Origin of the sequence: Helicobacter ailurogastricus (genome assembly GCF_001282945.1) — a bacterium.
Taxonomy (GTDB): Bacteria; Campylobacterota; Campylobacteria; order Campylobacterales; family Helicobacteraceae; genus Helicobacter; species Helicobacter ailurogastricus.
Genome location: NZ_CDMG01000002.1, coordinates 416,329 through 428,051, shown reverse-complemented (window position 1 = coordinate 428,051; position 11,723 = coordinate 416,329). Strand labels below are relative to the sequence as shown.

The window sequence follows — 11,723 nt, the reverse complement described above, 5'->3', positions numbered from 1 at the left end:
TAAACCCAAAGGGATAAACCCCGAGATTTAAGCGGTGGCTAAACTCTCAAGGTCATGCTCTTCTTTCATCCGTATTTTAGCGTAAATCGGCATAAAGAAGTAGTTTTGCAAATGAATCACGCGCACACTTTGCCCCACTATGTTATAATTACCCGCTTTGACATAGTATTAGGCTAGCATAGGCGGTGGCAGCTTGCATAGAATCTTTGGTATGATTGTGGGTAGTTATGTGCTCTTGGCCCTTATTGGGGCCTTTTTACTCAATTTGGCCCCCATGCACACCAGACCCATCCCTTTTTTGGATTTATTTTTCAACGCCACTTCTGCCGTGTGTTTAACGGGCCTTATCACGGCTAACCCTGCGACAGATTTTAGTGTTTATGGGCAGGCGGTGATTTTAGGGCTCATTCAAGCCGGAGGGTTTGGCTACATGGGGTTGGCGGGGTTTTTATTCTTGCTCTTGGGGAAGAAAATGGGCTTTAAGGGGCGTTTGTTGCTTAAAGAGTCACTAGATTACCCAAACATGCAAGGCGTTGTTCTTTACCTTAAAAAAATCTTGCTTTTCACTTTGGCGATTGAGAGCGTGGGGGCTTTGCTTTTGAGCGCGTGTTTTGCGCTGGACTTGCCCTTAAAAGACGCGCTTTGGGCAGGACTTTTCCACTCCATCTCGGCCTTCAACAACGCCGGTTTTAGCATTTTTACCTCAAATTTAGTGGATTATCAAAACAACACCCCCATCAACCTCATCATTTGCCTCCTCATCATTTTAGGCGGGTTGGGCTTTTTGGTCCTAAGCGAGTGCCACAACTACCGCAAAAAACCCCGCCTAAGCGTGCATACGCGCATTGTGCTTTGGGCGACTTTGGGCTGTATTGTGCTAGGCGTGGCTGTGATTTTGCTCTTTGAGTGGGACAACCCTAAGAGCATGGGGAGTTTAAGCAGTTTTTCTAAGGTGATGGCGGCGTTTTTTCTCTCTGTGAATCTGCGCACAGCCGGATTTAACACCATCGATTTGGCAGGTCTGCACGATCAGAGTTTGTTTTTTTCCTCCCTGCTGATGGTGATTGGAGCGGCTCCGGGGGGCACGGCCGGGGGGATTAAAATCACCACCTTAACCATCCTTCTAGCCTACGCTTATCACGCCCTAAAGGGGCAAGAAGCCGTGCTTTTTAAGCGCACAATCCCCCAAAGCACCCTCAAAAAATCGTTTTTAATTTTCATCATTGCCATGCTTTACATCATTCTCTCCACCATGATTTTGAGCGCCACGGATGATCGCAAAAACCAATTCTTTTTGCATTTGTTCTTTGAGGTGTGTTCGGCTTTTGGCACGGTGGGGGCGAGTACAGGCGATGGGGGCGATCTATCTTTGGTGGCCAAGTTTAGCGATTTTGGGAAGTTGTATTTAGCGGTTTTAATGTTTATGGGGCGAGTGGGTGTGTTGGTCTTTAGCATGGCCTTAGTGGGCAAGAGCAAGACTCGGCATGTGCGCTACCCTGAAGAAGAGGTGGTTTTATGAAAACTTATGCAGTTTTGGGTTTAGGCAAATTTGGCGGGCATGTCGCCAGAGGTCTCATTGAAAATGGCGAGCAGATCATTGCCGCCGATGTCAATGAAGAGCGCGTGAAGCTTTTTAAAAGTGTGTGCGATAATTTATTTATCTTAGACACCACAGACACCACAGCCCTCAAAGAAACGGGCATTAGCGAGGCAGACATCGCCATTGTGAGCATCGGGCAAAATGTCGAAGCCTCGATTTTAACCGTGATGGCGCTCAAAGAAAGCGGGGTCAAAGAAGTCATCGCCAAAGCTTCTACCCTCATCCATGGCAAAATCCTTTCAAAAATCGGCACAGATCGAGTCATTTACCCTGAAAGGGATGCGGCTAAAAGGCTGGTGAGAGGGCTTAGTCTAAATCCGCATTTAGATATTGTGGAGATCACCACGCACATGCGCCTTGTGCGCCTACTTATTGGCCCCGATCAAGCCCCGATCACCCTGCAAGATTTTTTAGACACCTACAAAGCGGATTTAAAGGTCGTGGCCCTCAAACATGGAGCGCAGTGGGATTACCAAGTCCCTATGGGCGCGCTTTTGAGCGAGGGTGATATTTTGCTGTTGATCGGGACGGCTAAAGAAGTGGATATTTTCTTAGCCGGCAAGCCTAAGAGCTGATTTGTGCCAAAATGTCGAGCGCCCCGTTTGCAATGAAACGCTCTAAAAGCAGTTGCAAGAGCTCATCGGCTTCTTGGATGTTGCCCACAACCCGCTCTTCAACAATTTGGCTCGCGTCTAAAAGCCCCACAATGGCGCGCATTTCTAAAACTTCCCCTTTTAAAGAGGCATGCACGCCCAAGGGCACTTGACAGCCTCCATTGAGTTTAGCGATGAATGTCCGCTCCAACCCACATAAAAGCGCGCTCTTAGGATCGTTTAGCTGGGTGATTTTCGTAAAAAGCGGGTGGGTGTTACACATCTGCACCCCAAGCGCGCCCTGCCCCATGCACGGGAGCATCTGTTTAAAGCTCAAAGGCACGCAATAAGGCATGCGAATTTGCAAGCGCTCCACCCCCGCATAAGCTAAAATGATCGCATCAAACGCCCCCTCTTTGAGGCGTTGCAGGCGGGTTTGGACATTGCCCCTTAAGCTCAAGGTGTCTAAATCGGGGCGGATTTTTTTAAGTTGCATGCAGCGGCGCAAAGAAGTTGTGCCCACCCGTGCCCCTAGGGGCAAATCCTCCAAAGAAGAGTAGTGCATGCTCAAAAAGCAATCTCTAGAGTCTGCGCGCTTACTCACACAGGCCAAACTCAAAGGCGGGATCATCTCCACGGGAACATCTTTGAGCGAATGCACGGCTAAATCCAAAGCCCCCACGAGCAAAAGCTCTTCAAGCTCTTTGGTAAAAAGCCCCTTGCCTCCGATTGCTGCCAAAGGGACATCTAAGATTCTATCCCCCTTTGTTTTCACCACTTCAATGCGGCTTTTGAGCCCCAAAGTTTCTAACTGCGTTTGGATATGGCGGGTTTGCCACAGAGCTAAAGCACTGCCCCGACTCCCGATCACAAGTTCCTTCATTTTTTCTTATCACTCACTTCAACATCGATTATGTCTGGCATGTCTGGGCTGTTGGGCGGGTCTTTTTTACGCACGCTGGCGATCAAGAGCAAGAGCAAACCAAAAATGTCGCACAACACCCCGGGCAAAAGCAACAACACCCCGCCCACAGAACGCAAAAAAACCCCCTCAGCCCAAGAGATGGGGTTTAAGCGCTCTTGCATAAGCTGGGTTAAATTTTGAAAGGGGCTTTTAAAAAGCATCACGCCGCCTAAAAGTGCGCTGGCGGCCACCTCAAACAAGAAAGCAAACACTCCAAAACTCGCCACAACCTGCACCACTAAATAAATCTCAAAGGCCAAGTAACCAAGCCCTAAGAGCACAAGAATGGGCATTAAGCGCCTTGCAAGAAGTCTAACACTTCTTGTCTGCTAAATTCTTTTTTCTCTAGGCCATGCCTTTTGATGAGCTCAAACACCCCCTCTTTAGCCTTGTTGCCCACAATGAGCGCATAAGAGCACCCGATCAGCTCAAAATCCGCCATTTTTGCCCCAAAGCGCTCTGCGCGGTCGTCTAACAAGGCTTCAACCTTTGCGTTTAAAAGCGCGGTGTAAAGGGTTTCGCTTAAGGCATTGAGCTTAGGGTCTTTGGTGTTGGCGTTGATGATGACAACTTTAAAGGGGGCCACTGCTTCGCTCCACACACAACCCTTTTCATCGCTGTTTTGCTCCAAAATGGCGGCAAGTAGGCGACTCACCCCGATGCCATAACAACCCATTTCAAAACAACACGCGCGCCCCTCTTGGTCTAAAAACTGCGCGCCTAGACTCTGTGAGTATTTAGAGCCGAGCTTAAAAATATGCCCCACTTCTATGCTCTTGTGGTGCTCTAACACCCCCCCACACAGGGCGCAAATTTGCCCATCTTGGGCCGTGGCGATGTCTTGGTAATTGAGCCCCTCAAAGCTAGACAAATCCACCCCCACAAAGTGCGCCCCCTCCTCATTTGCCCCACAAATGAGGCTATCGGCTTCTTGTAAATCCGTATCAAAGAAAACTAGGGCATTGGGCAGAAGGTGTTTTAGCCCATACGGGCCGATGTAGCCGGCAAAAAGCCCACATTTTTTTAACGCCGCGCTTTCCATGTCTTCTAGGCTCAAGGCGGGGACCAGGGCTTTACAGGCGTTTAGGGCTTTGGTCTCCTCTAGGCTATCATCCCCCCGGACAAAGAAAATGGCGGTTTGGCTTTCGTTGTTTTCTAAAAGGACTTTTTTCACCACAGCCTTTAGGATAAAAAAGGGATCGACCTTTAAATACGCGCTCACGGCTTCGATGGTCGGCGTGTTGGGGGTGGGGAATTTAGCAAAGGCGGCTTGGGGGACATTTAGCGGTTCTTCGCGTTTTGCCCTTTTAGCGACCTCCACATTAGCCACATAGGCACAATTAGAGCAGGCGACTAAAGTGTCCTCCCCACTAGGAGATAGCAGTACAAATTCTTTACTCTTGCTCCCACCTATGGCTCCGCTGTCTGCCTCCACTGAGCGCACTTTAAGCCCCAGCCGCTCAAAAATCTCGTTGTAGGCTTCTTGCATGTTGGCAAATTCTCTATCCAAATCCGTAAGATCGGTGTGAAAGCTGTAAGCATCTTTCATGATAAACTCTCTAGCACGCATGAGCCCAAAGCGGGGGCGGATTTCGTCTCTAAATTTGGTGTGGATTTGGTAGAGGTTTAGGGGGAGTTGTTTATAGCTTTTGATGTGGGCTTTGGCGATTTGAGTCGCCACTTCCTCGTGCGTGGGGCCCAGTACAAAATCGTTCTCTTTGCGATCTTTAAAAACCAAAAGCTCTTTGCCGTATTTCTCAAGCCGTCCGCTCTCTTGCCACAAAGCAGCGGGGGTTACAAAATTAAACAAGCAACTTTGTGCCCCATGTGCTTGCATCACGGCATCGATGGTGTCTATGATTTTTTTAAGCACCCTTTGTCCCAAAGGCAAGAAGCTATAAACCCCACTGCCTATTTGTTGGATAAAGCCAGCTTGCACCAAATATTTATGGCTCTTAAGCACCGCGTCCTTGGGGGGTTCTTTTAAAGTGGGGGCAAAGAGATGAGAATAGCGCATCAAAGTCCTTTCGTGTGTTCGCAGCGGTAGGCGTTTAAAAAAAACAAATCACCCCCTAAGCTAAAGAGAGTTTTTAAAGACTCACCGAGCATGTCGCCCTCCTCTTTGTGGGCGTTTTTCTTTAAAACGGCGGTGGGTTGGTGCAAAAAAGTGTTGAAAGCGTTGTGTAAAATTTTAGCCACATTGTCTTGCAACTCGGGGGGGATATAGCCCTTTTTGATCGCCTTGTGCAATTCTTTTAGGGCGGCTTGTTTGGCTAAGTCTCTAAGCCCCTTGATGAGCGGGTCAAGCTCTAAGGTCTGCAACCATGCCAAAAACTGCGCCGTGTCTTCAGCGATGAGGGCGTGCGCCTTAGCCGTGTCCTTTTGGCGTTTTTCTAAGTTGTCGGCAACGACCCCTTTTAAATCATCCACGCTGTAAAGCCAAACGCTAGGGTCTTTAGGGTCTTGTATATCCCGCGGCACGGCTAAATCAAACCAAAAACGCCTAAAGGGCGTGGGCTCTAGCATATCGGGGGTGATTAGGGGAGTGGGGGAGTGTGTGGCGCTAAAGCAAAAGGGGTAGGCGTTGATGTGCGCTTTTAAATTTTCTAGGCCATCAATTTGGATATTGGGCTCGTTTAGCGAGTCTGCAAAGGTTTTGGCGTTGTCTAAATGGCGGTTACACAAGAGCACAGAAAAGCCCTTAGCCAAAAGGTGCTTACACACAAGTTGCCCCATTTGCCCCACGCCCACCACGAGGGCTTTTTTAGGCAAATCCTCGCTCTCTAGCACTTCTAAAGCCTGCTTGACCGCCATAGACGCGATGGACACGACTTGCGACGAGATGGCCGTAACGCTACGCACGCGCCCCGCACATTTAAAGGCAAAATGTGCCAAACGACTTAAATGCTTGCCACAAAGTTTGGCCTCTAGGCACATTTTATACGCCTCTTTAAACTGCCCCGTGATTTGGGTTTCGCCCACGACCAAGCTGTCTAAACTGCTCACCACGCTAAAGCTGTGGTAAATCGCCTCTGTGTGGGTGTAGTGTGTACTTTTTTCTTGCAAGAGCGCGAGGGGCAGGTTTTTAGCGTGGGCCAAAGCCTCTAAAAGTGCGCCGCTTGCCAGCGTGCCGTAACAATAAAACTCCACGCGGTTGCAAGTGCAAAGCCCGATGATTTCTTTTAGGCTGGGGTGCTGGTGTTTTAAATGCTGCAAGAAGTTTAAAAATGTGGCGGTGTCTTGGAAGGCCAATTGTTCGCGCAACTCAATGGGTAAGCGCTTGTGCGTGAAACTTAAGACACTATAAACTTCCACTTTTTAGCCCCTAAAATTGCCTTTCCAAAACCCTTAATGCCATCGCCTCTAGGGCGGCGTTTTCACCCTTGATCGCCTCTAGGGCTTTGTGTGTGTAGGCTTTTGCCTCTTGCAGCGTGGCCTGAATGATGTTATGTTCTTGAAACTTGCTTTGGCACCACAACTTAGCCTCCTCTTTTGGACTTTTAAAATACCCCTCTAAGATGCTTTGCTCCACAGGGCTCAAGCGCTGGTGCAAGAGAATATAGGGCAGAGTGCTTTTACCCTCCTTAAAGTCGCTAAAGGCGGGTTTGCCTAAGACCTCCTTAGGCTGGGTGATGTCTAGCAAATCATCGACAATTTGAAAAGCGATGCCAAAGTTGCGCCCAAACGTGGCGTACTTGTCAAAATCCAAGCCCGCTAAAAGGGCTGCCCCCCCACTGCTTGCCACGATCAAAGCCGCGCTTTTGTCCGCGACCATGTCGGTATAAAAAGCTTGGTCGGGGTTAAAGGCCTTGGCCATTTGGGTGTCTTTGATCTCTCCTCTGGATAAAGCCACCACGCTTTGGGCGACCACTTCTACAATGGGTGTAGAAAAATGCGCCAAAGCGCAAAAGGCTTTAGAATAAAAGACATCGCCTAGCATGATGGCATTCGTGTTGCCAAAAGTGTGGTTAAGCGATGAGTGTCCCCGCCTTGTGGTGGCGTTGTCGATCACATCATCGTGGAGTAAAGAAGCCGTTTGAATCATCTCAATGATGGCGCAAAAATCCACAAGTTGTGGGTGGCTAGGGCAAATCGTTAAAATCAAACGACTCCTTAGCATTTTGCCCATGCCAAGAGTCTTGGCCATGTGCAAGACCTGCGGGCTATCCACTTCCTCTAAATACGCCCCAATTTTTGCCTGTATGCGCTCTAACATTAAGGCTCGATCCATTTAAGTTGCTGGGACGCTTTAACTTTTAAAGTCGCCACGCTATTTTTGCTGTCAAAATCTTTAAAGGTTACTAAAAAATAGGGGTGCTCGTGGATGTCTGTGCCCTCTTTGTGTGCGGTGTTGCCCTCTTTAAAAATGTCGGCCCTAAAGGTATTGCGCTGAAAATCTTTATACAAAATGAATTGGTAGGGGAAGCGGTTTAACTTTAAATGCACGACCAGCCCGTGGTCTTTAAAAAGTGTCCAGCGCAAGGATAAGGGCTTTTTAAACTTGCCTAATTGCAACTCCCCGCTAAAAACCTCGTCTTTTTTAAGCGTGAGCGTGCGATCAAGGGGCTTAGACAACAAAGCAACGGGCAATAACACGAGCCAGAGCCTATTCATGCCCGCTGAGGACATGCGCCATCGATTGTATGGCTAAATCCACCTTTTTGGCATGCACTTTTTCTTGCAAAGCGGGATCAAAGCGCAACTGCTCTAACAAGGCTTCGAATTTATCCTCCAAACCCGCTTCCTCGAAGAAAAGCATGCTTAAAGCCTGCCACTCCAAAAACCGCTCCAATTCCTCAAAAGAGCGCTTGGGACTAGCATGCAATAAGATCTCCCCCCACTTCTCAAGGGGGTCGCCCTCCAAAACCTCTAAATCCCGTAGCATTAAGCTAGGCTAGCCTTTAACATCCACACGGATTTTTGCAATTTGGCAAGTTGCTCGTCCGCGTAGGCGACTGTGACTTTATCGCCGGCTTCATCAGCGAGCTCAGAGAGTTGGGCAAAGTGTTTTTCTAAATGCTCGTAGTCGTGTAAAATGGCTTCAAAAACTTCTTTGGAATGGAAGCTGTGTTTGCTCTCTTCTTTGACATGCGCGATCTTCAAGGCTTCGGCAAGCGTCACCACAGGGACATGGCCTAATTGCACCACCCTTTCAGCTAGGTCGTCAAACATGTCGGCAAACTCCTCATAAACGGCTTGGGTGAATTTATGTACAGCGTGGAAGTCGTGCCCTTTAATGTTCCAATGGAAGTTGTGCAATTTCATGAATAAAACAATGCTGTCGGCTTGCAACTGTCTTAACAGATCGAGTGTCTTTGTTTTCATAGGTTTCCTTTAATATTTTTTTGCTTGTCAGAACAAACGGCTTGCATTTTAGCCTAAAAATGGTTAATGCAAACTTTTAACCTCGATCAAGCGCAATAAGGATTTTTAAATAAAATTAGTTTAGAATGGGGACTTTATGTGCTTTGGCGCACACGGACATACACTCGTTCAATGTATTGATAAAGGTCGTTGGCATGCTCACTAAAATGTTTTTAAAATCGATGTTTAAAAAATGGAAAAATGGGGATTACCGTGTGGTCTTTTGGGACAAAGATGTTTATCAAAATGGCACGAAAACCCCCCAATTTACTCTAAAAATCAACCGCCCCCTAAAGATGAGCGACATTAAAAAAGACATGTCCTTAACCATTGCCGAAGCCTACATGGACGGGCTGATCGACATTGAGGGCTCGATGGACGCGGTGATGCGGGTGCTGTATTTGCAGACCAACTACGAGCATTTACACAAACACGACAACGCCACACCCATCCAACCCGCAGATAAAGAAAAGTCAAACATTAAAAGCCACTACGATCTAGGCAATGACTTTTACTCCCTGTGGCTGGATGAAACCCTTAGTTACTCTTGCGCCTACTTTAAGAAAGAAAGCGACACTTTGCACCAAGCGCAGTTGCAAAAACTCGATCACACCTTAAAAAAGTTAGACCTCAAACAGGGCGAAAAACTTTTAGACATCGGCTGTGGTTGGGGCTATCTCTCCATTAGAGCGGCACAAGAATACAATGTAGAAGTGATGGGAATCACCATCTCTGAAGAGCAGTTTAAGCAAGCGAGCCAAAAGGTGAAGGATTTGGGCCTAGCCGATCGGGTTAGCATCAGGCTTTTAAATTACCAAGATTTAGACGGCATGCATTATCGCTTTGATAAGGTTGTGAGCGTGGGGATGTTTGAGCATGTCGGCAAGGCGAACTTGCCCTTTTACTTTAAGAAAGTCAAAGAAGTTTTAAAAGTAGGGGGGATGTTTTTATTGCACTCGATTTTGTGTTGCTTTGAGGGCACGACCAACGCTTGGATCGATAAATACATTTTCCCCGGCGGGTATTTGCCCTCTTTGCGGGAGGTGATCTCCATTGCCAGCGAGAGCGATTTTCACCTAGTGTTGGCCGAGAGCTTGCGCCTGCACTATGCCAAAACCCTAGACCTTTGGCACCAAAACTTTTGCGAAAAACAAGAGCAAATCTCTAAAATGTATGATGCCCGTTTCGTGCGCATGTGGTCGCTCTACTTAAACAGCTGCGCCTCCGCCTTTAGAGTTGGCAGTGTCGATCTTTACCAGTTGCTCTTGACCAATAGCGTAGATAACACAATCCCGCTGACCAACGCTTACATTTATCAATAAAGGATGGCGATGCAATTAGACCCAAGCATTTTTAGAGAATACGACATCAGGGGCATTTTTAATCAAAATCTAAACGAGCCTTGTGTGCGCCAAATCGGGCTAGAATTGGGGGCACTCATGGCTAAAACCTGCCCTAAAGTGGCTTTGGGTTACGATGCCCGCACACATTCACCCCTTTTGTTTGAGTGGCTTAAAAGCGGGCTTGAAAACTTTGTAGAGGTCTATGATATGGGGCTCATCCCCACGCCCATCGCTTACTTTGCTACCTTCAATCCCATTGACAACACCCACACCCCCCACTCTATCATGATTACGGGCTCACACAATCCTCCCGAGTATAACGGCTTTAAAATCACCCTAGACCAAAAGCCCTTTTACGGGCAAGCCATTCAAGAGCTCAAAGACAAAATCTTAAAAGCCCCCGCGCCCTACACCCCCAAGCCCACGCCCACCCACACCCTCAAAGCCAAAGAAGCCTACCACGCTTATTTAATCAACGCCTTTTTGCATTTAAAAGACTTCCCCTATCCAATCGCTTTAGATTTTGGCAATGGCGTGGGGGCGATCGGCTTAGAGCCGGTGCTAAGGGCGTTGAATATCAAATTTGACAGCCTATATCCTAACCCCGATGGGACTTTTCCTAACCACCACCCCGATCCAAGCGAGGCCAAAAATTTAAAGGACTTGCAAGCGCACATGCAAGCGCATAAAATCCCCATAGGCATTGCCTTTGATGGGGACGCAGACAGGGTAGCGCTGCTCACCTCCGGGCGCATCTATGCGGGCGATGAATTGGCGATTTTATTTGCTAGAAGTTTGGCTAAAAAGGGCATTAAACCCGTGGTGATTGGGGAGGTCAAATGCTCACAGGTGATGTATAACGCCATTAATGAGATCGGGCAAGCGCTCATGTATAAAACGGGGCACAGCAATTTAAAGATTAAGCTCAAAGAAACCAACGCCCACTTTGCCGCTGAGATGAGCGGGCATTTATTCTTCAACGACCGCTATTTTGGCTATGACGATGCGCTTTACGCCTGTTTGCGTCTCTTAGAATTGTTTTTAGAGCAAACCCCCAGCGCGCTAGAAGAGAGCTTAAAAACCTTGCCCTACTCTTATAAAACCCCTGAAGAAAAAATCGCTGTCAAAGAAGAAGAAAAATTTATGGTTGTTGAAAAACTAAAAGAAAGGCTGAAAGGGCAACTTGCGCCCAACTTTCCGCCCATTGTGGATTTGATCGACATCGATGGGGTGCGGGTGGTCTTTGAAGATGGTTTTGCACTGGTGCGCGCGAGCAACACCACTCCCACGCTAGTAACCCGTTTTGAGGGCAAGGATGAAGCGAGCGCACAAGGCTACAAACAAGCGGTTCTAGAGTTATTGGGCCTTTAAACACCTTAGCGGTTTAAGGGCGGTTTGATTGGCTCTCGATAAGCTCTACGCGGGCACTAAAGGCAAGACACAACCACAAAGCCAAGGCCCCAGAGTCTTAGATTTTTAAAGGGTGGAAAGATTTTTGGAGTTTCCCCCCCACAAGGGGGAGGGGCAAGCGCAGCTTAGTCTTGGTTGTTGCTGTTATTGCTGTTATTGCTATTGTTGCTGTTGTTGCGGTTGCTGCTGCTGCTGTTATTGCTATTGTTGCTGTTCCTGCTGTTGCTGCTGTTGTTGCTGTTGCTGCTGTTGCTGCTCATAACATTCTCCTTCCTAAAAATTTGAAAACCCTAGGGGTCAAGCTTTCGCCTAACCTTTGGTTTTCATACCGCAGACTATACCAAAACTCTTGTTTACTTTGGTAAATGAAAGTTTTTTAATGCGATCACTTAATAGGCTTAAAGTTTCTTAAGTCCTGTTTGAAGTTCATTTTGCAATCCATTTATGGT

13 protein-coding genes are annotated in these 11,723 nt (G+C 47.7%); 4 read left to right on the top strand and 9 right to left on the bottom strand.

The features are described 5' to 3' along the window. The first annotated feature begins 193 nt into the window (after positions 1-193). Complete coding sequence (locus HAL07_RS02210; protein WP_053944928.1) at positions 194-1,519, top strand: TrkH family potassium uptake protein; 1,326 nt, start codon at positions 194-196, stop codon at positions 1,517-1,519. Next, positions 1,516-2,175: a potassium channel family protein gene (locus HAL07_RS02205; RefSeq protein WP_053941931.1), complete on the top strand. Its 660-nt coding sequence runs from the start codon at positions 1,516-1,518 to the stop codon at positions 2,173-2,175. The genes HAL07_RS02210 and HAL07_RS02205 overlap by 4 nt, the downstream gene beginning before the upstream one ends. Here HAL07_RS02205 and hemC read toward each other — a convergent pair. The 8 genes from hemC to HAL07_RS02165 are packed head-to-tail and all read right to left on the bottom strand — an operon-like array spanning position 2,165 to position 8,482. After that, positions 2,165-3,076: a hydroxymethylbilane synthase gene (gene hemC, locus HAL07_RS02200; protein ID WP_053944927.1), complete on the bottom strand. Its 912-nt coding sequence runs from the start codon at positions 3,074-3,076 to the stop codon at positions 2,165-2,167. The genes HAL07_RS02205 and hemC overlap by 11 nt on opposite strands. Continuing rightward, the gene (locus HAL07_RS02195; RefSeq protein ID WP_053944926.1) at positions 3,073-3,450 is read right to left on the bottom strand and encodes an FxsA family protein; all 378 of its coding nucleotides are present in this window, start codon (positions 3,448-3,450) and stop codon (positions 3,073-3,075) included. Before HAL07_RS02195 ends, hemC begins: the two co-directional genes overlap by 4 nt. Continuing rightward, complete coding sequence (locus HAL07_RS02190) at positions 3,450-5,174, bottom strand: proline--tRNA ligase (RefSeq protein WP_053944925.1); 1,725 nt, start codon at positions 5,172-5,174, stop codon at positions 3,450-3,452. The genes HAL07_RS02195 and HAL07_RS02190 overlap by 1 nt, the downstream gene beginning before the upstream one ends. After that, positions 5,174-6,472, bottom strand: coding sequence for a glutamyl-tRNA reductase (gene hemA, locus HAL07_RS02185; RefSeq protein WP_053944924.1), 1,299 nt, complete (start codon positions 6,470-6,472; stop codon positions 5,174-5,176). The genes HAL07_RS02190 and hemA overlap by 1 nt, the downstream gene beginning before the upstream one ends. 10 nt (positions 6,473-6,482) lie before the next feature. Then, positions 6,483-7,373 (bottom strand): polyprenyl synthetase family protein, encoded by an 891-nt coding sequence (locus tag HAL07_RS02180; RefSeq protein ID WP_082355780.1) that lies wholly within the window; start codon positions 7,371-7,373, stop codon positions 6,483-6,485. After that, positions 7,373-7,771, bottom strand: a complete 399-nt coding sequence (locus HAL07_RS02175; RefSeq protein ID WP_053944922.1) for a hypothetical protein — start codon at positions 7,769-7,771, stop codon at positions 7,373-7,375. Before HAL07_RS02175 ends, HAL07_RS02180 begins: the two co-directional genes overlap by 1 nt. Then, positions 7,764-8,042 carry a DUF2018 family protein gene (locus HAL07_RS02170; protein WP_053944921.1) on the bottom strand — a complete coding sequence of 93 codons (279 nt, stop codon included), beginning with the start codon at positions 8,040-8,042 and terminating at the stop codon, positions 7,764-7,766. Before HAL07_RS02170 ends, HAL07_RS02175 begins: the two co-directional genes overlap by 8 nt. Continuing rightward, a complete protein-coding gene (locus HAL07_RS02165) occupies positions 8,042-8,482 on the bottom strand; it encodes a Dps family protein (protein WP_053941923.1) in 441 nt (146 codons plus the stop codon). Before HAL07_RS02165 ends, HAL07_RS02170 begins: the two co-directional genes overlap by 1 nt. 194 nt (positions 8,483-8,676) lie before the next feature. Here HAL07_RS02165 and HAL07_RS02160 point away from each other — a divergent pair, with 194 nt between their 5' ends. Both HAL07_RS02160 and HAL07_RS02155 read left to right on the top strand, forming a co-directional pair. Next, positions 8,677-9,843 (top strand): class I SAM-dependent methyltransferase, encoded by a 1,167-nt coding sequence (locus HAL07_RS02160; protein ID WP_053941922.1) that lies wholly within the window; start codon positions 8,677-8,679, stop codon positions 9,841-9,843. Between the two features lie 9 nt (positions 9,844-9,852). Next, positions 9,853-11,235: a phosphomannomutase/phosphoglucomutase gene (locus HAL07_RS02155; RefSeq protein ID WP_053944920.1), complete on the top strand. Its 1,383-nt coding sequence runs from the start codon at positions 9,853-9,855 to the stop codon at positions 11,233-11,235. 164 nt (positions 11,236-11,399) lie between these two features. On the opposite strand, the gene HAL07_RS08270 is transcribed toward HAL07_RS02155, so the two are convergent. Further along, positions 11,400-11,534, bottom strand: a complete 135-nt coding sequence (locus tag HAL07_RS08270) for a hypothetical protein (protein WP_274377879.1) — start codon at positions 11,532-11,534, stop codon at positions 11,400-11,402. Between the last annotated feature and the right edge of the window lie 189 nt (positions 11,535-11,723).

Excerpts from the sequence above, each read along its gene's own strand:
- HAL07_RS08270 (WP_274377879.1), bottom strand. The coding sequence starts at position 11,534 with ATGAGCAGCAACAGCAGCAACAGCAACAACAGCAGCAACAGCAGGAAC.
- HAL07_RS02155 (WP_053944920.1), top strand. The coding sequence starts at position 9,853 with ATGCAATTAGACCCAAGCATTTTTAGAGAATACGACATCAGGGGCATT.
- HAL07_RS02190 (WP_053944925.1), bottom strand. The coding sequence starts at position 5,174 with ATGCGCTATTCTCATCTCTTTGCCCCCACTTTAAAAGAACCCCCCAAG.
- HAL07_RS02165 (WP_053941923.1), bottom strand. The coding sequence starts at position 8,482 with ATGAAAACAAAGACACTCGATCTGTTAAGACAGTTGCAAGCCGACAGC.
- HAL07_RS02195 (WP_053944926.1), bottom strand. The coding sequence starts at position 3,450 with ATGCCCATTCTTGTGCTCTTAGGGCTTGGTTACTTGGCCTTTGAGATT.
- HAL07_RS02170 (WP_053944921.1), bottom strand. The coding sequence starts at position 8,042 with ATGCTACGGGATTTAGAGGTTTTGGAGGGCGACCCCCTTGAGAAGTGG.
- HAL07_RS02180 (WP_082355780.1), bottom strand. The coding sequence starts at position 7,373 with ATGTTAGAGCGCATACAGGCAAAAATTGGGGCGTATTTAGAGGAAGTG.
- HAL07_RS02205 (WP_053941931.1), top strand. The coding sequence starts at position 1,516 with ATGAAAACTTATGCAGTTTTGGGTTTAGGCAAATTTGGCGGGCATGTC.
- HAL07_RS02160 (WP_053941922.1), top strand. The coding sequence starts at position 8,677 with ATGCTCACTAAAATGTTTTTAAAATCGATGTTTAAAAAATGGAAAAAT.
- hemC (WP_053944927.1), bottom strand. The coding sequence starts at position 3,076 with ATGAAGGAACTTGTGATCGGGAGTCGGGGCAGTGCTTTAGCTCTGTGG.
- HAL07_RS02175 (WP_053944922.1), bottom strand. The coding sequence starts at position 7,771 with ATGAATAGGCTCTGGCTCGTGTTATTGCCCGTTGCTTTGTTGTCTAAG.